The following is an 18,091-nucleotide window of genomic DNA, read 5'->3' as shown; positions in this document are numbered from 1 at the left end:
CGGGGCCGCCCTTTTCGTTTGTGCCGCGCTTTGGTTCAGCAGCCGCGGGCGAAGGCCTCGGCATCGGCATAGGGCAGGGGGCGCAGGAATTCGACCCCGCAGGCCCCGTCGCGCACCCAGCGCACGATCGCCTGGACGATGACATCGTCCGACAGCCGCAGCGAGATGAAGCAACCCATCCGCAGCCACGACGCGTCAGTCACGATATTGCAGCCGAAGGCGGAAAAGTCGTTGAGCTGCGCTGTGGCCCGGTCGCCCTGCGAACCGCGCACCACCACCACCAGCCCTTGGACACTGTGGCGAGTCGCCTTGCGGGTCTTGGGGCGCGGGGATTCGGGCAGCTTGGCCTGGCGGTTGGGCTTGGCGGACACGACCGTCTTTTCCTTTTTCTTTCGGTTGTTACGGGCCGGGCTAGCAGGGCTTGGTTAACATTTTCGACCCGCCACAAGCTTAACCGGCAAATTTTCCGCTTCCCATTCCGGCCAGCCTGTGCAAATGGCCGCGCCTGCGTTTACCGGTCCATGGCCGGCCGTGTGGCGATCGTAGCTCAGTTGGTTAGAGCGCCGGTTTGTGGTACCGGAGGTCGTGGGTTCGAACCCCATCGATCGCCCCATTTTTCACTTTCGTCGAAAACTTTGGGCATAGCTGCGCGGGGCACGGGCAATGCCCTTGCTCCGCGCGGCGGGCAGTGCCAAAGGCGCAATCACAAGGCCATGCACGGTTTCGCAAATCCCGCTCGATTCCTGCGCCTCGCGCGCGGACTGACGATGCCCCTGCTGCTGGCGGGGCTGGTTATCACTGGCCTGTCGCTGGCCTGGGGGCTGGTCGGCGCGCCGGCCGAACGCCTGCAGGGCGATAGCGTGCGGATCCTGTTCGTCCACGTGCCCGCCGCCTGGCTGGGCATGGGCGGGTGGACCGCGATTGCGGCCGCCAGCCTGACCGAACTGGTCTGGCGCCACCCGCTGGCCGGGATCGGCGCGCGGGCGATTGCCCTGCCGGGCGCGTTCTTTGCCGCGCTGTGCCTGATCACCGGATCGCTGTGGGGCCGCCCGGCCTGGGGCACCTGGTGGGTGTGGGACGGCCGGCTGACCAGCATGCTGGTGCTGCTGTTCCTCTACCTCGCCTACCTTGCGCTGGCCGACGCCGCCAACCGTGACGGGGATGGCGGATCGCGCATCCCGGCGATCTTCGGGCTGGTTGGCGCGGCCAATATCCCGATCATCCACTATTCCGTGCTGTGGTGGAATTCGCTCCACCAGCCGCCCAGCATCTCGATGGGCAAGAGCGAGATGGCGCCGGAGTTCCTCTGGGCGCTGCTCGCGGCCACGCTGGGCTTCTCGTTGCTGTTCGGCGCGGTGGTGCTGATGCGGATGCGGGCAATCCTGGCTGATCAACAGGCCGAAGCGCGCCTGCGCCGCCGCGCGATGGAGGCAAGCGATGTCTGAAGGGCTTGACCACTGGCCGTTCGTTTATGCCGCTTATGCCCTGGGCATTGGCGGAACCTGCGCGCTGATCGCGGCATCGTGGAACGCGATGCGCCGCGCCGAAGCCCGCCGTGACCGGAGCCGCGAGAGATGAACCAGCCGATCAAGGCCAAGCACCAGCGCCTGGTGCTGGTGCTCGTTGCGCTGGCCGCGCTGATTGGCGCGGCCCTGCTGGCGGCCTGGGGGCTGCGCAGCCAGGCGAGCTATTTCTATGTGCCCGCCGACATCGCCGCCAATCCGCCCGAGGCGGGCCGCGCGGTGCGGCTGGGCGGGATGGTCGAGGCCGGCTCGATCAAGACCGACGCCGATGGGATTACCACCCGGTTCGTCGTGGGCGATGGCAAGGCGCGGGTGCCCGTGACGTTCAAGGGCATCCGCCCGGACCTGTTCAAGGAAGGGTCGGGCGTGGTCGCCGAAGGCAAGCTGGGGGCGGACGGCACTTTCGTGGCCGATAACCTGCTGGCCAAGCATGACGAGAAGTACGTGCCGCGCGAAATGGCGGGAATGACTGCCGAGCAGGCCCGCAAGACGGTGGAAGAAACCCGGTGATCGCCAATCTGGGCCTGGCCGCGCTGTGGCTCGCCGCTGCGCTTGCGGCATTGCAATTGCTCGCCGCCAGCCTGGCGCTGACCGGGCGGGGCGATGCGCTGGGGTCGATCATTCGCCCGGTGGCGATCATGCAGGGGCTGCTGACCACGCTGGCCTTCATCGCGCTGCTGGTGCTGTTCTGCCAGACCGACCTGTCGGTCAAGCTGGTCGCGGAAAATAGCCATTCGGCCAAGCCGTTCCTGTACAAGTTCGCCGGAACCTGGGGCAACCACGAAGGCTCGATGCTGCTGTGGGTGACGATCATGGGGCTGGCGGGCGGCTTCGTCGCGCTGGTTGAACGGCGCCTGCCGGAACCGACGATGATCGCGACGCTGGCGGGGCAGGCGTTCGTCAGCCTGGGCTTCTATGCCTTTCTGCTGCTCGCCTCGAACCCGTTCGAGCGGCTCGATCCGGTGCCGGTGGAAGGGCTTGGGCTCAACCCGTTGCTTCAGGATCCGGGCCTCGCGTTCCATCCGCCCACGCTCTACATCGGCTATGTCGGGCTTTCGATTGCCTTCAGCTTCGCCATCGGCGCGCTGATCACGCGCGAGGTCGGGCCGGCCTTTGCCCGCGCGATGCGCCCCTGGGTGCTGGGCTCGTGGATCTTCCTGACGCTGGGCATCACCGCCGGGTCCTATTGGGCCTATTACGAGCTGGGCTGGGGCGGCTGGTGGTTCTGGGACCCGGTCGAAAACGCCAGCTTGATGCCGTGGCTGGCGGCAACCGCGCTGCTCCATTCCGCCAGCGTGCTGGCCGCGCGCAACGCGCTGCGCGCCTGGACGGTGATGCTGGGCGTGGTGGCTTTCTCGATGTCGATGGTTGGCACTTTCCTGGTCCGCTCGGGCATCCTGACCAGCGTTCACGCCTTTGCCGTCGATCCGACGCGCGGCAGCTTCATCCTGGCCCTGCTGGCGATCAACATCGGCGCGGCCTTGACCCTGTTCGGCCTGCGCGCCGCCAGCGTGACCGAGGGCGAACGCTTTGCCCTGACCAGCCGCGAAGGCGCGCTGGTGTTCAACAACGTGATGCTGACCGCGACGCTGGGGATCGTGCTGGTCGGCACGCTCTATCCGCTGCTGGCGGAAAGCATGGGGCAGAAGGTTTCGGTCGGCCCGCCCTATTTCAACCCGGCGGGCGCCATGTTCGTGGTGCCGATGCTGCTGGTACTGGCGGTTGGCCCCTTGCTGCGCTGGCGCAATGACAACCTGCGCCGGATTCGCCCCGAACTGCTGATGATCGCCGCGCTGCTGCTGGGGTCGTTGGCGGCGCTGGCCTTCTTCGGCGTGCCGCTGCTGCCGCTGCTGGGCCTGGCGCTGGCGGCGGTGCTGGCGGTTGCCAGCCTGATGCCGCTGCGCGGGCGCAAGCTGCGCACGGTCAAGCTGCCGCTGTGGGGCATGGTCGTGGCGCACTTCGGCGTCGCAGTCGCCCTGCTGGGCATGGCCAGCGACAGCGCCTTCACCACCGAACGGCTGGTCGCGATGAAAGTGGGCGACAAGGTTGCGGTCGGCCCGTGGGAGCTGAAGCTCGATTCGATCGAACCCGTCGCCGGGCCGAACTGGACCGCGCTCGAAGCCGCCATCGAGGCGAGCTACCAGGGCGGCAAGCCCGATCTGCTCAAACCCCAGGCGCGCCAGTTCTGGTCGCCGCCACAGGCCACCAGCGAAAGCGCGCTCGACACTCGCTGGAACGGGCAGCTCTATGCCGTGCTGGGCGAACAGTCCGAGGACGGGCGCTGGCAGCTGCGGCTGTGGTGGAAGCCGTTCGTGCCGATGATCTGGTACGGCGGGCTGCTGATCGCGCTGGGCGGGGTGCTGGCGCTGCTGGGCCGCGTGGCGAGCGACGTGCGCCGCCTGATCGCGCGCGACAAGATTGCGTACCGCCGGCAAAGGCAGGGCCGATGAGCGCGCCCGAAGCCAAACCAGCGCGCTGGGCGATGTGGCTGCCGCTGGCGATGTTCGCCGGGTTCGTCGCGTTGTTCCTGTCGGGCCTGCTGCGCCCGGGTGAGCGGGAAGTACGCAGCGCGATGATCGGCAAGCCGCTGCCGGAATTCAACCTGCCTGCCGCCGTGGCCGACCGGCCGGGCCTGGCCCGTGCCGACATGGTCGGCGGCAAGCCGCGCCTGCTCAACATCTTTGCAAGTTGGTGCGTGCCTTGCGCGGCTGAAGCGCCGGTGCTGGGGCAGCTGCGGCAGGCCGGCGTCGAAGTGCATGGCGTTGCCATCCGCGACAAGAGCGAGGATCTTGACCGGTTCTTTGCCCGCTATGGCAATCCTTTTGCCCGGGTCGGCGCGGACAATGTCAGCGCGGTGCAGTTCGCGTTGGGCTCGTCCGGCGTGCCGGAAAGCTTCGTGATCGATGCCAAGGGGGCGATCCGATACCAGCACATCGGCGAAATCCGGCCCGAGCAGGTGCCGATGATCCTCGAAAAGTTGAAGGAGGCCGGGCAGTGATTCGCGCGCTGTGCCTCTTGCTGGCCGCGGCTCTGGCCCTGCCTGCCTTCGCGCAGGACAAGCTGCCGCCCGCGCCCTATGCCTATACCCAGCTGGCCGATCCCGCGCAGGAGGCCAAGGCCCACGCGCTGATGCAGACGCTGCGCTGCCTGCAGTGCCAGGGCCAGTCGATTGCCGATTCGGACGCGCCGATTGCCGGGGACATGCGCAGCCAGGTGCGCCTGCGCATCCAGGCGGGCGAGGAGCCCGAAGCGATCCGTGCCTGGCTGATCGAACGCTATGGCGATTACGTCAGCTACAAGCCCGAACTGACCGGGGCGACCTGGCCGCTGTTCGCCGCGCCGCTGGTGCTGGTTGCGCTGGCCTTTGCACTGCTGCGCCGCCGGTTTGGCGGGAAGGGGGCCTGATGGGCTGGATAATCGCACTGGGGCTGGCCCTGGCGGCCTTTGCGCTGCTTGTGCTGGCATTCAAGGCGCCGCGTGGCGGCTGGGAAGCGATCGGCGCGGCGCTGCTGCTCGGCATTGCCGGGTTCGCCTGGCAGGCGCGGCCCGCGCAGCCCGGCGCGCCCAAGCTGGCCCAGGAGGCCAAGCCCAAGAACGCTGCCGCACTGGTCGCCGCGCGGCAGGAACTCGCCAAGCAGAGCGGGCAGATGCCCAACAGCTGGATGGTGATTGCCGATGCCTTTGCCCGCAACGGCCAGTTCGGCGATGCCGCCGGGGTGGTGCTGGGCGCGGTGGAAAAGGATCCGAACAACGCCGATGCCTGGCTGGCGCTGGCCAACAACCTGGTCGGCCATGCCGAAGGCAACCTGACCCCGGCGGCGCAATATGCCTATACCCGCGCGCAGCAGGCCGATCCCGAACATCCCGGCCCGCCGTTCTTCCTGGGGCTGGCCCTGGCCGGCAGCGGCAAGCTGGATGAAGGCCGGGCGATGTGGGCCGCCCTGCTGGCCCGCGCACCCAAGGACGCGCCGTGGCGCGGCGATCTGGAACAGCGGCTGGCTCGGCTCGATGCATTCATTGCCGCGCAGGCCGCGCCGGACGGGCCAAGGCCTTGAAGCTGTTGCCGGTATCGGGCGGCGCTGCTAATCGCGGCTCTTTCCCGGTCAATCGGCGGGAAGCTTAATGCGTGATTCCAAGGGGCGCAGCAGGGCATGAGTGAACCGGTCCAGGTAGCAGCTGCTGACGGCGCCAGCGCCGAACCGCATTCCGGCCACGGTCACCACCAGGGCGGCGTGGCCGCGATGGCGGTGGGCGCGATCGGCGTGGTGTTCGGCGACATCGGCACCAGTCCGCTCTATGCGATGCGCGACACCTTTGCCGGGCATCATCCGCTGCCGCTCGATCAGTTGCACCTGTTCGGGATCATCAGCCTGATGTTCTGGTCGATGATGGTGATCGTGACGCTGAAATACGTCACCATCATCATGCGCGCCGACAACAAGGGCGAGGGCGGTTCGCTCGCGCTGCTGGCGCTGATCAACCAGAACGTGGCGGGCAAGTCATGGTCGACCGGAATCGTGCTGCTGGGGGTCTTCGCCACGGCGCTGTTCTATGGTGATTCGATGATTACCCCGGCGGTGTCGGTGCTGGGCGCGATCGAAGGGGTCGCGGTCTACAACCCGGCGATGGAACGCTGGGTCGTGCCGATGGTGGTCGGCATCCTGGTGTTCCTGTTCATGATCCAGAGCCGCGGCACGGCCAAGGTTGCCCGGCTGTTCGGCCCGGTGATGCTGGTCTATTTCGCGGTCATTGCCACCTTGGGGGTGATCAGCGTGCTGCAGACCCCGGGCGTGATCTGGGCGCTGAGCCCGCATTACGCCGTCAACATGTTCATCGCCGATCCGTTCCGCGGCTTCCTGGCAATGGGTGCGGCGGTGCTGGCGGTGACCGGGGCCGAAGCGCTCTATGCCGACATGGGCCATTTCGGCCGCAGCCCGATCCGCGTGTCCTGGCTGTTCATCGTCCTGCCGGCGCTGGTCTGCAACTACCTGGGTCAGGCGGCGCTGCTGTCGCGCAGCCCCGAAGCGCTGCAAAGCCCGTTCTACTTCCTTGCGCCCGACTGGTTCCAGTGGCCGTTGCTGCTCATCGCCAGCGCGGCGGCGGTGATCGCGTCGCAGGCGGTGATCACCGGGGCCTTCTCGGTCACCCAGCAGGCAATCCAGCTGGGCTTCATCCCGCGCATGTCGATCAAGTACACCAGCGTCAACGCCGGGCAGATCTATATCCCGGTGATCAACACCGCACTGATGATCGCGGTGATCCTGCTGGTGCTGATGTTCCAGAAGAGCTCGAACCTGACCGCTGCCTATGGCATCGCGGTGACCGGCGCGATGGCAATCGACAACGTGCTGCTGGCGGTGGTGCTGTTCAGCATGTGGAAGTGGAAGCCCTATCTGTCGGTGCCGCTGCTGGTGCTGTTCTTCGCGCTCGACGCGGCCTACCTCGCGGCCAACTTCACCAAGATCCCCGATGGCGGCTGGGTGCCGCTGGTCATGGGCCTGGCGATCTTCACCCTGCTGACCACCTGGTCGCGCGGGCGCGCGCTGATGCGGCAGAACATGGCCGAAGGGTCGATCCCGATGGAAGTCTTCGCCAAGAGCGCGCATTCCAGCGCGGCGCGGGTGCCCGGCACGGCGATCTTCATGGCCAGCACCAATTCGGGCGTGCCTTCGGCGCTGCTGCACAACATCAAGCACAACAAGGTGCTGCACGAACGCGTGGTGATTCTGACCATCGCGATCCAGGACGTGCCCTATGTCGATCCGGCAGAACGCTGCACGATGAAGGACCTGGGGCAGGGCTTCTACCGCCTGACGCTGCGGTTCGGCTTCCTTGAGGAGACTGACGTGCCGGCTGCCCTGCAAAGCGCCAACATGTGCGGCGGCCCGTTCGAGATGATGAAGACCAGCTTCTTTCTCAGCCGCCAGACGCTGATCGCCTCGTCCAAGCCGGGCATGGCGCTGTGGCGCGAAAAGCTGTTCGCCTGGATGCTGCGCAACGCCGCCAGCGCGATGGAATTCTTCCGCCTGCCCAGCAACCGCGTGGTCGAACTCGGCAGCCAGGTCGAAATCTGACGCGGGCTTGGGGCCGGTTCAGCCCCGCCGGCTGCGCGCGGCGAACCACGGTCCCATGCGGCGGATCGCTTCCTCGACCTCGGGCGTGGACACGGCAAAGCTGATCCGCATGAAGCGGTGGCCGTCAACCGGGTCGAAATCGATCCCCGGCGCGGTGGCGACGCCGGTGTCGCGCAGCAGTTGCTGGCAGAATTCCAGCGCGTCGTCGGTAAAGTCCGACACGTCGGCATAGATGTAGAACGCGCCGTCGGGCGGGGCGATCTTGCCCAGGCCCATGCCGGGCAGCGCCGCCAGCAGTGAATCCCGGTTGCGGGCATAGGTGGCGATGTTGGCTTCGAGTTCCTCGGTGCAGAGCATCGCTTCCGCCCCGGCGTGCTGGGCCAGGCTGGGGGGCGTGAGGAACAGGTTGCCCATCCGCGCGCGGGCGGCGTCGATCCCGCCGGGCGGCACGATCAGCCAGCCAAGCCGCCAGCCGGCCATGCTGAAATACTTCGAGAAACTGTTGACCACCAGCGCCTCGGGCATGACTTCCAGCATCGACGGGGTCGGCTGGCCATAGGAAATGCCGTGGTAGATCTCGTCCGAGATCACGATGATGCCGCGTTCCCGGCAGACCTGGGCGATGGCTTCCAGCTCGCCGCGCGGGATGATCGTGCCGGTGGGATTGGCCGGGCTGGCGATGATGACGCCGTCCGGGGCTGGATCCAGCGCGGCCAGGGCCGCGGCGGACAGCTGATAGCGTTCCGCCTCGCCGCAGGGCAGCTCAACCGGCTCCATGTGCAGCGCGCGCAGGTTGTTGCGATAGGCGACATAGCCCGGCCGGGCGATCGCCACCCGTGCGCCGGGAGCAAAGCTCATGTTCAGGGCCAGGACCAGGCCGGGCGACGCGCCGCAGGTCAGGATGATCTGCGCCGGGCTGATCTCCACCCCGTGGCGCTGGGCGTAATGTTCGACGATGCGCTGCTTCAGCAGCGGGCTTTCCCAATAGCCCATCGGGTCGCTGTCGAGCACCTTGTGCGCCTCGGCGATGGCGGCAGCGGGGGCGCCGGTGCTGGGCTGGCCGAACTCCATGTGGATGATCGAACGGCCTTCGGCCTTGAGGCGGTGGGCCAGGCCCGAAACGGCGATGGCGTGGAACGGTTCGATCTGCGCGGTCATGCCGGTGCAGGTAGCCGGGCATCGGACAAAAGAAAAGCGCGGCGCCCCGCCGGGGGCACCGCGCCTTTCATTGGCCGGAAGGCCGGATCAGCCGAGGTTGGCGCTGACCATGCAGTAGAGCATCGGCAGCGACAGCAGCAGGTTGGTGCGGCTGGCGGCCAGGGCGCGCGGCGCGGCGGCGGCCTTTTCCTCAGCCGAAGCTTCGGTGGCGCCCAGGTTGAGGATCTTCTTCTGGGCCGGCCAGATGATGAACCACACGTTGAACGCCATGATCAGCGCGAGCCACATGCCCAGGCCGATCAGGTTGACCGAGCCTTCACCCGAGAAGGTGAAAGCCTGGTGGGCATAGCCCTTGACCACGGCGATCACCAGACCGGTGATCACGGTCAGCAGCGCGGCATAGCGGAAGAAGAAGAACACCTTCGGCGCGATGTGGCCGGTGATGGCGCCCTTCTGTTCGGCCGGGATCGCCGGCATGGTCGGCACCTGGACGAAGTTCAGGTAATAGAGCAGCCCGATCCACAGGATGCCGAAGAACACGTGCAGCCAGCGGAACACCGAATTGGCGTCGACCGGGGCAGCGCCCGCGTAATTCAGCATGGTAATGATGGTGAGCACCAGGCCGGTGGCCAGCACCAGGTGCAGGTTTCCAAAGAATTTGGCCATTGCTTCCCCCTTTATCGAAGCGTTGTTATCAAATGGTCCCGTTGGCCCGCATGTGCAGGCCGCAAGCTGCCTTATGCCTGTTTCGCGCGGCTTGCCAAACCTTTTTGCGAAGCGTTCTTACTCGTGCGGCGGATCGGACAGCACCTCGGCTTCGGCTTCCTGGGCCAGGCCGTGGCGCAGCAGCATGGGAATCTGCGCGAAGGTGAACAGGAACGACAGCGGCATGAACAGCCACAGCTTGGCCGCGATCCAGTCTCCGAAGCTGAGGTAGTGGCGCAAGGCTTCGTTCAGCGCGGCGAGGACCAGGAAGAACCAGCCCCAATTGCGCGACAGCTTGAGCCAACCGGCATCGTTCAGCCCTTCGAAGGCCGCTTCGAGCAGGACCTTGAGATAGGACTTGCCGCGCGACACGCCGATCAGCAGCACCGCGCCGAACATGATGTAGATCGCGGTCGGCTTGCGCTGGATCCACACTGGATCGCGCAGCAGGATTGTCAGGCCGCCAAAGCCGACGATCAGCACGGTCGAGAGCCACAGCATCGGCGAGATGCGGCCCAGCTTCCAGCGCGAGACGACCAGCGCGAGGACAGCGGCGACCATGAAGCTGGCCGTGCCGCGCACCACCGCCAGCACTTCGCCAACGGTATCGTTGTGGCCGCTGGGGGAATAGTGGCGATAGACCAGGAAGAACACCAGCACCGGGCCGTAATCGACCAGCAGGTTGAGCCAGCCGCCGGACTTCGCTTTGGGGGAAGCGGTGTCGTTCATCATGCTACCCCTGCAATGACCTTGGCGACCAACTCGGGATCGAACGGGCGCAGGTCGTCGATCTTTTCGCCCACGCCGATCGCGTGGATCGGCAGCCCGTATTGTTCCGCCGCCGCAACCAGCACCCCGCCGCGCGCGGTGCCATCGAGCTTGGTCATGACGAGGCCGGTAACGCCCGCGACTTCCTTGAAGATCTCGATCTGCTGCAAGGCGTTCTGGCCATTGGTCGCATCCAGCACCAGGACCACGTCATGCGGCGCCTCGACGTTGAGGCGGCCCAGCACGCGGCGGATCTTGGCCAGCTCGTCCATCAGCTCGCGCTTGTTCTGGAGGCGCCCGGCAGTATCGACGATCAGCACGTCGGTCCCGGCTTCGGTCGCGGCCTTGACCCCGTCGAACACCACGCTGGCCGGATCGCCGCCTTCCGGCCCCTTGACGATCGGCACGCCGAGCCGTTCGGCCCAGACCGCCAGCTGCCCGATCGCGGCGGCGCGGAACGTATCGCCGGCCACCAGCATCACCGAATAGTCCTGTTCCTGGAACAGGTGCGCCAGCTTGGCGATGGTCGTGGTCTTGCCCGACCCGTTGACGCCGATCACCAGCACGACCTGCGGGCGGGGAAAGGCGACGATGTCGAGCGGCTTGGCCACCGGGCGAAGGATCGCGGCCACTTCTTCGGCCACGGCCTGCTTGATCCCGGCTTCATCGACGCCGCGTTCGAAGCGGTCATCGCCCAGCCGTTCGCGGATCCGGGCGGCGGCGCGCGGACCAAGGTCGGACATGACCAGCGCGTCCTCGATCTCGTCGAGCTGGGCGTCGTCCAGCCGGGTCTTGCTGACGATCCCGGCGAGGTTCTCGCTCAGCCGTTCGGACGTCTTGCGAAAGCCGCCGAACAGGCGGTCGGTCCAGCTTTCGGCGCTCATGCCAGCAGCCCTGCGCTGATCTGGGTAGGGGTAAGGTTCACGATGGTTCCGGCTCTGGTTCCGGGTGGCAATTGCACCCTTGCAAAGTTCTGCGCATGGCCCGTCCCGTCGCGCTCCGCAAGCACCTCTTGCGGCTGGCCGACAAGTGTCCGCAGCCATTCGTCCCGAACCTGGGCGGCCACGGCGCGCAGCGCGGCGGCGCGCCTGCGGATCGTGGCGGGATCAAGCTGGGGCATCCGCGCGGCGGGGGTGCCGGGGCGGGGGGAATAGGGAAAGACGTGGAGGTGGACGAGGTTCAGCTCGGCCACGAGCGAGAGGTTCGCGGCATGGGCCGCCTCGCTTTCGGTCGGAAAGCCGGCGATCAGGTCCGCGCCAAAGGCGATGTCAGGGCACCGCTCGCGCAGGCGCTGGACCAGTTCCACCGCATCGCCGCGCAGGTGGCGGCGCTTCATCCGCTTGAGGATCAGGTCATCGCCGTGCTGGAGCGAGAGGTGAACATGCGGCATCACCCGCGCCTCACCCGCCAGCAGGTCGAGCAACAGCTGGTCGATTTCCACCCCGTCGAGCGAGGAGAGGCGCAGGCGCGGCAGCTCGGGAAAGGACGACAGGATTGCGGCGGCCAGCGTGCCGAGGTTTTCGGGCCGGGGCAGGTCATGGCCCCAGCTGGTCAGGTCGACGCCGGTCAGCACCACTTCGCGTGCGCCCAGCGCCAAGTGGCGTTCGACATCGCGCAGCACCGCCGCCACCGGCAGCGAGCGGCTTGGCCCCCGGCCTTGCGGGATGACGCAGAAGGTGCAGGCGTGATCGCAGCCGTTCTGCACCGCGATGAAGGCGCGGGTGTGCCGGCTGGTATCGGGCGCGGGCAGGGCGGGCACGTTCCAGGCACGCGGATCGAGCTTGGCCTGGTTGGGAATCAGGCCGTCCACTTCGGGCATGGCGGAAAGAGCGGTGCGCTCCACTTCGGCGGCGCAGCCGGTTACCAGCAGGCGGGCATCGGGCCGGGCGCGGCGCGCGCGGCGGATTGCCTGGCGGGTCTGGCGCACCGCTTCGGAAGTGACCGCGCAGGAATTGACCACCACCAGGTCCTGCTCTGCCCCCAGCAGGCGGCGCAGGTCTTCGCTTTCGGACAGGTTCAGCCGGCAGCCCAGCGAAATGACCTCAACGGTCACCCGGCGGCTCCGTAATCGGCCGGATCGAAGCTGCCGTGAAAACTGATCGCGGCCGGGCCAGTCATCATGATCCGCCCTTCGGCGGTCCATTCGATCCGCAGTTCGCCGCCGGCCAGCGCCACGGTAACCTGCCGGTCGGCCAGCCCCCGGCGCATCGCGCCGATCGCGGTCGCGCAGGCGCCGGTGCCGCAGGCGCGGGTTTCGCCCACGCCGCGTTCCCACACCCGCAGGCGGATGCGCGAACGGCTTTCCACCGTGGCGACGTTGACGTTGACCCGCTCGGGAAACAGGGGGTCGTGTTCGATCAGCGGGCCCAGCCGGTCGAGCGCCACCGCGTCGCAATCGGGGACGAAGAAGATCACGTGCGGATTGCCGACGTTGACTGCCGTGGGCGCGTCCAGGTCTTCCCAGCCGACCGGCATGGTGTGGGTGTCCATCGCCCAGGCCAGCGGGATCTGCTGCCAGTCGAGCCGGGGCAGCCCCATGTCGACCGCGATTCCGCCATCGACCGGATTGGCGTACAGTTCGCCGCCCAGCGTCTCGATCCGGGCGGGGGCGCCGTGGAGCAGGCCGACCGCGCGGGTGGCATTGCCGCAGGCGCCCACCTCGCCGCCATCGGCATTGAAGATCCGCATGCGGAAATCGGCCCTGGCGGACGGTTCGAGCAGGATCAGCTGGTCGCAGCCGATCCCGGTCTTGCGGTCGGCCAGCGCGGCGGCCAGGGCATTGGTCATCGGCGGCACCGGCTGGGCGCGCGCGTCGAGCACGATGAAATCGTTGCCCAGGCCATGCATCTTGATGAAGGGAACCCGCATGGCCCGCGCTTTAGGCGCTGGGCGGGCGGGCGTCCAGAGCGGGCGGGCCGGGCGGCGCGATCAGGCGCGGCGCGCGCGGCGCGGTTCGGGCTCGGCCGGCATTGCGGCTTCGTCCCTGCTCAGCGCGCCGGGCTGGAGCAGGAGGTCCATCTGTTCCAGCTCGCTTTCGATCGCATCGGCGGGGCCGGGCTTGCCATAGAGGTAGCCCTGCGCCTTGACCGTTCCGATCTGCTGGAGCGCTTCGAGCACCTGCGGCGTCTCCACTCCTTCGGCGGTCACCGGCAGGCCCAGCCCTTCGCCCATGGCGATGATCGAGCGGACGATGGTGGCGCTGTCCTTGTTGTGGGGCAGGGTGGTGATGAAGCTGCGATCGATCTTGATCCGGTCGAACGGCAGGCTGCGCAGCTGCGAGAGCGAGCTGTAGCCGGTGCCGAAATCGTCGAGGCTGATCCGCACGCCCTGGTTCTTCAGGCTGGTGATCAGCGATTTCACCAGCCCCAGGTTGTCGTGCAGGCTGGTTTCGGTGATTTCGATTTCCAGCCGGCTGGGCGGGAAATTGGCCTCGACCAGCAGCTTGAGCAGCTTCTGCGCGAACCACGGGTCGCGCAGCTGGACCGGCGAGATGTTGACCGACAGGGTCAGGCGCGGATGCCAGTAGCGCGCATCGACCAGCGCCTGCCGGATCAGCGCTTCGGACAGTTCGGCGATCGCGCCGATTTCCTCGGCCACGGGAATGAAGATTTCCGGGCTGACCACACCCAGCGTCGGTGATTTCCACCGCGCCAACATTTCGAAACCGACCAGCTGTCCGGTCGCGAGGTCGATCTGCTTTTCGTAATAGGGCACGAATTCGCGCAGGCCGATGCCGCGGCGGATGCCGGTTTCCAGTTCGCCGCGAAAGCGCAGTTCGCTTTCCATCACCGGATCGAACCAGCAGAACCCGTTGCGGCCGAGCTTCTTGGCCTGGTACATCGCGATGTCGGCCATGTGCATCAGCGTCTGGGCCATGTCGGTCCCCGCCTCGACCACGCGGGCAAGGCCGACCGAGACGGTCGCCTCGATCGCCAGTTCGCCGTGGGACACGGGCTTGGCGACGTCCTGGGTCAGATCGGTCGCCAACTGGTCGATCACTTCGGCATGGTCGCGGTCATAGGCGACCACGCAGGCGAATTCATCGCCGCCGATCCGGGCCAGCAGGGCCTGTTCGGGCAGGTGTCCGGCAATGCGCTGCGCCGCGGTGCGCAGCAACGTGTCGCCCGCGGCATGGCCGTGCAGGTCATTGACCGCCTTGAAATTGTCGAGATCGAGCATCACCAGGGCCACGCCCTGGCCGCGCTCCAGCGCCGCCGCGATCAGCTCGTCCGCATGGGCGGCGATCGACCGGCGGTTGAGGCACCCGGTCAGCGGATCGGTTTCCGCCAGGATCCGGGCCTGTTCCTCGGCCCGGCGGCGTTCGCGCACTTCGCCGGTCAATTCGGCGTAACGGCGCCAGCCGAAGATCACCAGGGCGATGTTGAGCAGCAGCGCGTTGCTGAGCATCGCGTCCGGCCCGCCGCCGTGCCCGGCCAGCATCCGCGCGATCTGGGGCAGGACCGAACTGCCGTTGCCGACGAACATGATGATCGAGGCCACCACGATGCCCAGCGCGATGATGTCGCGCTTGGCCTTGGTCTCCGGCGCATCGAGGCCGGGGTCCTGCTGGGCGGTATTCGGTCCGGTATCGGCCATAGCTGGCATGTCCCCAAAGGCCAGTTGCCTTGGGGCATTCGCACGACAACCTGAATTTTGCGTTAAGTTGCAAGGTTCCGGCCCGGGTGACAGGCCGGAACCTGCGGCCCACTATTTCTTCAGGCCGATCTCGCGCAGGCGCTGCTGTAGGAAGTCATCGGCCGTGATCGACACCGGGTAGCGGTCCGGATTGTCGGCACTGATGCACTGCGGCAGCGTGACGAACGGAAAGTCGCTGCGCAGGTGCAGGAAGAACGGCATCGAATAGCGGCTGAAGCGCGCGCGCTGCGCATCCGGGTTGCGCACGCGGTGGATGGTGCTGGGCAGGACGTGGTTGGTCAGCCGTTCGAGCATGTCGCCGACGTTGATCACCATCGCGCCTTCGGGCGGCGAGGCGCTGATCCAGTTGCCTTCCTTGGTCAGCAGTTCCAGCCCGGCTTCCTCGGCCCCCAGCAGCAGCGTGATCAGGTTGATGTCGCCATGCGCCCCGGCGCGGATCGCCTCGCCCTCGACATTGTTCAGCGGGGGATAGTGCAGCAGGCGCATCACCGAATTGCCGTCCTCGATCCCGGCATCGAACCAGTTCTCGTCCAGCCCGAGGTAGACGGCGATGCGCGACAGGATCGTCGCGCCGGTGCGGTCGAACTGCCGGTAGAGCTCGCTGAACACTTCCTGGAAGCCTTCCGGGCGGTCGGGCCAGACGTTGGGCGGCATCGAATCCGCCAGCGGGCTGCCTGCGGGCAGGTCGCGGCCGATGTGCCAGAATTCCTTGAGGTCGTGCGCCTTGGCGTCCTTGGCGATTTCGACGCCGAAGGGGGTATAGCCGCGCGCCCCGGCGATGGCGGGGTTGTGGTAGCGGCGCTTTTCATCGACCGGCAGATCGAAGAACTGCTTCGACAGGTCCCAGGCGCGGTCGATCAGCGCGCGGTCGATGTCGAAATCCTTGACCATGGCAAAGCCGAAGGTCCGGAAGCTGTCACCGATCGCCTTGGAGAACGCTTCGGGCGTATCGGCCAGCGACAGCACGGGGAGGGTGGAAAGGGGCATGTGTGGACGTTTCCATGAATGTGTGGCTATGGGCGCGCCATAGTCCGTTTCGCGAGTTCTGGCATGAGCAAAATCAAAAACCACTGGCTGATGAAATCCGAACCTGACGTCTACAGCTGGGACGACCTGGTGGCCGAGGGCGAGGGCACCTGGGACGGGGTGCGCAACTATACCGCGCGCAACAACCTTCGGGCGATGCAGCCGGGGGACCAGGTGTTCTTCTATCACTCCAACATCGGGGTGGAGATCGTCGGGATCGCCGAGATCACCCAGAGCGGGCTGCCTGATCCGACCGACGATACCGGGCGCTGGTCGGCCGTGAAGCTGAAGCCGGTGCGCAAGCTGGCGCGGACCGTCACGCTCAAGGAAATCAAGGCCGATCCCGCGCTGGCGCAGATGGAACTGCTGACCAAGTTCCGCCTGTCGGTTTCGGCGGTGGCCCCGCACGAATGGGACCACATCCTGAACCTGGCGGAAGGCTGATCAGCCCCGCGCCCTAGCGCGCAGGCCCGACACGGTTGCCCCGGCGGCGCTGAGCTGTTCGAGCTCGATCACCAGGTGCAGCAGGCGCAGGCCCCCCCGCTCCTTCGCCTCGGTCAGCGCGGCGGTGAACTCGGCGGTGGTTTCCACCCGCTGCGCCCAGCCGCCAAAGGCGCGCGCCAGTGCGGCGAAATCCGGGTTGGCCAGGGTGGTGGCGGACACCCGCTCGGGAAATTCGCGTTCCTGGTGCATCCGGATCGTGCCGTAGGCGCCGTTGTCGACCAGCATCACGATCAGATCGCAGCCGTGCTGGACGGCGGTGGCCAGTTCCTGCCCGTTCATCAGGAAGTCGCCGTCCCCGGCAAGTGCAACGACGGTCCGCTCCGGGTGGCGCAGCGCGGCGGCAACCGCGGCGGGCACGCCGTAACCCATCGCCCCGGCGGTCGGCGCCAGCTGGCAGGGAAAGCCGTTGTAATGCCAGAAACGGTGCCACCAGCCCGAGAAATTGCCCGCGCCGTTGCAGATGATGCTGTCATCCGGCAGCAGATCGCGCATCGCCGCAACGCAGCTCGCCATGTCGAGCGCGTAAGCGCCGGGGCGGGGGGTTGACCATTCCAGCCACTCAAGATGCGCTTCCTCGCCCGCGTCGAACGGCACCACATCATCGTCCCACAGCGCGGCGGCTTCGGCAAATTCGGTCATGTCGGCGCAGATCGCCAGGTCCGGGCGATAGACCCGGCCCAGTTCCTCGGGATCGGGGTGGACGTGGATCAGCGTCTGGCCGGGATGATCGGGCGTGATCAGGGTGTAGCCATCGGTCGTCGCCTCGCCAAGCCGGGCGCCGACCACCAGCACCAGGTCGGCCAGCTTGATCCGTTCTACCAACTTGGGGTTGGGGCCATAGCCCAGGTTGCCGGCCCAGACCGGGCTGGAATTGGCAATCGCGTCCTGCCGCCGGAACGCGCCGGCGACCGGCAGGCCGATCCGCTCGGCAAATTCGGTGAAATGTTCGCGCGCCTTGGCGTGCCAGCCCGCGCCGCCGACAATCGCGACCGGGGCGGCGGCATCGGCCAGCAGGTCCATCAGCGTGCCCATGGCATCGGGGCAGGGCACTTGCGCCGGGCGGTGGATCGCGGGGCGCGGCATGATGCCCGACACCTGATCGAGCAGCATGTCCTCGGGCAGGGCCAGCACCACCGGGCCGGGGCGCCCGGCCAGCGCCGTGGCCCAGGCGCGGGCGACATATTCGGGAATGCGGGCCGCATCGTCGATCCGCGCGGCCCACTTGCACAGCGGCGCGAACATCGCCTGGAAGTCGACTTCCTGGAACCCCTCGCGGTCGCGCATGGCGCGATCGACATCGCCGATGAACAGGATCATCGGCTGTGAATCCTGCATCGCCACGTGGACGCCGATGCTGGCGTTGGTCGCCCCTGGGCCGCGCGTGACGAAGCATACGCCGGGCCGCCCGGTCATGGTGCCATCGGCGCAGGCCATGAACGCCGCACCACCTTCCTGGCGGCAGACCACGGTCTGCACTTCAGGCGAATCGTGCAGTGCATCCAGCACCGCAAGAAAACTTTCGCCGGGCACGGTGAAAATCCGGTCGCACCCTTGCTCGATCAGGCAGTCCACCAGCAGGCGGCCACCGTTGACGGTCTGGCTGTCAGTCATTTCCACGGCTTAGCCGGGCATGGTTTCGCGGGCAACTATCTGCGCCCGTGGTCACCGGAAATGGTT

At 67.2% G+C, this 18,091-nt stretch carries 19 protein-coding genes and 1 tRNA gene; 10 read left to right on the top strand and 10 right to left on the bottom strand.

The window, feature by feature from the left end; all coding sequences use genetic code 11:
* Nucleotides 1-35: 35 nt before the first annotated feature.
* The gene (locus ACE3N9_RS08470; protein ID WP_374282791.1) at nt 36-371 is read right to left on the bottom strand and encodes a PilZ domain-containing protein; all 336 of its coding nucleotides are present in this window, start codon (nt 369-371) and stop codon (nt 36-38) included.
* A 165-nt stretch (nt 372-536) separates the two neighbouring features.
* Between ACE3N9_RS08470 and ACE3N9_RS08465 the strand changes: the two genes are divergently transcribed.
* From ACE3N9_RS08465 to ACE3N9_RS08425, 9 genes are all read left to right on the top strand, one after another.
* A tRNA-His gene (locus tag ACE3N9_RS08465) sits at nt 537-613 on the top strand.
* A 154-nt stretch (nt 614-767) separates the two neighbouring features.
* Nucleotides 768-1,445, top strand: a complete 678-nt coding sequence (gene ccmC / locus ACE3N9_RS08460; protein WP_374282789.1) for a heme ABC transporter permease CcmC — start codon at nt 768-770, stop codon at nt 1,443-1,445.
* Nucleotides 1,438-1,578 (top strand): hypothetical protein, encoded by a 141-nt coding sequence (locus ACE3N9_RS08455; RefSeq protein WP_374282787.1) that lies wholly within the window; start codon nt 1,438-1,440, stop codon nt 1,576-1,578. Before ccmC ends, ACE3N9_RS08455 begins: the two co-directional genes overlap by 8 nt.
* Nucleotides 1,575-2,033 carry a cytochrome c maturation protein CcmE gene (ccmE, locus tag ACE3N9_RS08450; RefSeq protein ID WP_374282785.1) on the top strand — a complete coding sequence of 153 codons (459 nt, stop codon included), beginning with the start codon at nt 1,575-1,577 and terminating at the stop codon, nt 2,031-2,033. Before ACE3N9_RS08455 ends, ccmE begins: the two co-directional genes overlap by 4 nt.
* A complete protein-coding gene (locus ACE3N9_RS08445) occupies nt 2,030-3,973 on the top strand; it encodes a heme lyase CcmF/NrfE family subunit (protein WP_374282783.1) in 1,944 nt (647 codons plus the stop codon). The genes ccmE and ACE3N9_RS08445 overlap by 4 nt, the downstream gene beginning before the upstream one ends.
* Entirely contained in the window at nt 3,970-4,521 is a 552-nt protein-coding gene (locus ACE3N9_RS08440) for a redoxin family protein (protein ID WP_374282781.1), read from the top strand. Before ACE3N9_RS08445 ends, ACE3N9_RS08440 begins: the two co-directional genes overlap by 4 nt.
* A complete protein-coding gene (locus ACE3N9_RS08435) occupies nt 4,521-4,928 on the top strand; it encodes a cytochrome c-type biogenesis protein (RefSeq protein ID WP_374282956.1) in 408 nt (135 codons plus the stop codon). The genes ACE3N9_RS08440 and ACE3N9_RS08435 overlap by 1 nt, the downstream gene beginning before the upstream one ends.
* The gene (locus tag ACE3N9_RS08430) at nt 4,928-5,578 is read left to right on the top strand and encodes a tetratricopeptide repeat protein (RefSeq protein WP_374282779.1); all 651 of its coding nucleotides are present in this window, start codon (nt 4,928-4,930) and stop codon (nt 5,576-5,578) included. Before ACE3N9_RS08435 ends, ACE3N9_RS08430 begins: the two co-directional genes overlap by 1 nt.
* A 96-nt stretch (nt 5,579-5,674) precedes the next feature.
* Nucleotides 5,675-7,597, top strand: coding sequence for a potassium transporter Kup (locus tag ACE3N9_RS08425; protein WP_374282777.1), 1,923 nt, complete (start codon nt 5,675-5,677; stop codon nt 7,595-7,597).
* A gap of 18 nt (nt 7,598-7,615) precedes the next feature.
* Here the strand turns inward: ACE3N9_RS08425 and ACE3N9_RS08420 are convergent, their stop codons facing one another.
* The 8 genes from ACE3N9_RS08420 to ACE3N9_RS08385 all read right to left on the bottom strand — a co-directional run bounded on the left by ACE3N9_RS08420 (nt 7,616) and on the right by ACE3N9_RS08385 (nt 15,871).
* Nucleotides 7,616-8,755: a pyridoxal phosphate-dependent aminotransferase gene (locus ACE3N9_RS08420; RefSeq protein ID WP_374282775.1), complete on the bottom strand. Its 1,140-nt coding sequence runs from the start codon at nt 8,753-8,755 to the stop codon at nt 7,616-7,618.
* 87 nt (nt 8,756-8,842) lie between these two features.
* The gene (locus ACE3N9_RS08415) at nt 8,843-9,421 is read right to left on the bottom strand and encodes a urate hydroxylase PuuD (protein WP_374282773.1); all 579 of its coding nucleotides are present in this window, start codon (nt 9,419-9,421) and stop codon (nt 8,843-8,845) included.
* A gap of 117 nt (nt 9,422-9,538) precedes the next feature.
* Nucleotides 9,539-10,189 (bottom strand): inner membrane-spanning protein YciB, encoded by a 651-nt coding sequence (locus ACE3N9_RS08410; RefSeq protein WP_374282954.1) that lies wholly within the window; start codon nt 10,187-10,189, stop codon nt 9,539-9,541.
* Nucleotides 10,189-11,112 carry a signal recognition particle-docking protein FtsY gene (gene ftsY, locus ACE3N9_RS08405; protein ID WP_374282771.1) on the bottom strand — a complete coding sequence of 308 codons (924 nt, stop codon included), beginning with the start codon at nt 11,110-11,112 and terminating at the stop codon, nt 10,189-10,191. The genes ACE3N9_RS08410 and ftsY overlap by 1 nt, the downstream gene beginning before the upstream one ends.
* Nucleotides 11,109-12,281 carry a MiaB/RimO family radical SAM methylthiotransferase gene (locus tag ACE3N9_RS08400; RefSeq protein WP_374282769.1) on the bottom strand — a complete coding sequence of 391 codons (1,173 nt, stop codon included), beginning with the start codon at nt 12,279-12,281 and terminating at the stop codon, nt 11,109-11,111. The genes ftsY and ACE3N9_RS08400 overlap by 4 nt, the downstream gene beginning before the upstream one ends.
* The gene (dapF, locus tag ACE3N9_RS08395) at nt 12,278-13,096 is read right to left on the bottom strand and encodes a diaminopimelate epimerase (RefSeq protein WP_374282767.1); all 819 of its coding nucleotides are present in this window, start codon (nt 13,094-13,096) and stop codon (nt 12,278-12,280) included. The genes ACE3N9_RS08400 and dapF overlap by 4 nt, the downstream gene beginning before the upstream one ends.
* Before the next feature lie 60 nt (nt 13,097-13,156).
* Nucleotides 13,157-14,824: a putative bifunctional diguanylate cyclase/phosphodiesterase gene (locus ACE3N9_RS08390; RefSeq protein ID WP_374282765.1), complete on the bottom strand. Its 1,668-nt coding sequence runs from the start codon at nt 14,822-14,824 to the stop codon at nt 13,157-13,159.
* 111 nt (nt 14,825-14,935) lie between these two features.
* On the bottom strand, nt 14,936-15,871 hold the full coding sequence (locus ACE3N9_RS08385; RefSeq protein ID WP_374282764.1) for an isopenicillin N synthase family dioxygenase: 936 nt from the start codon (nt 15,869-15,871) through the stop codon (nt 14,936-14,938).
* Nucleotides 15,872-15,934: 63 nt separating this feature from the next.
* Here ACE3N9_RS08385 and ACE3N9_RS08380 point away from each other — a divergent pair, with 63 nt between their 5' ends.
* Nucleotides 15,935-16,354 carry an EVE domain-containing protein gene (locus tag ACE3N9_RS08380; RefSeq protein ID WP_374282762.1) on the top strand — a complete coding sequence of 140 codons (420 nt, stop codon included), beginning with the start codon at nt 15,935-15,937 and terminating at the stop codon, nt 16,352-16,354.
* Here the strand turns inward: ACE3N9_RS08380 and ACE3N9_RS08375 are convergent, their stop codons facing one another.
* Complete coding sequence (locus ACE3N9_RS08375; protein ID WP_374282759.1) at nt 16,355-18,025, bottom strand: thiamine pyrophosphate-binding protein; 1,671 nt, start codon at nt 18,023-18,025, stop codon at nt 16,355-16,357.
* Between the last annotated feature and the right edge of the window lie 66 nt (nt 18,026-18,091).

It is taken from the genome of Novosphingobium sp. (assembly GCF_041905565.1).
Taxonomy (GTDB): Bacteria; Pseudomonadota; Alphaproteobacteria; order Sphingomonadales; family Sphingomonadaceae; genus Novosphingobium.
Note: the sequence above shows the minus strand (reverse complement) of the source record. Positions and strands in the feature narration are given on the sequence as shown.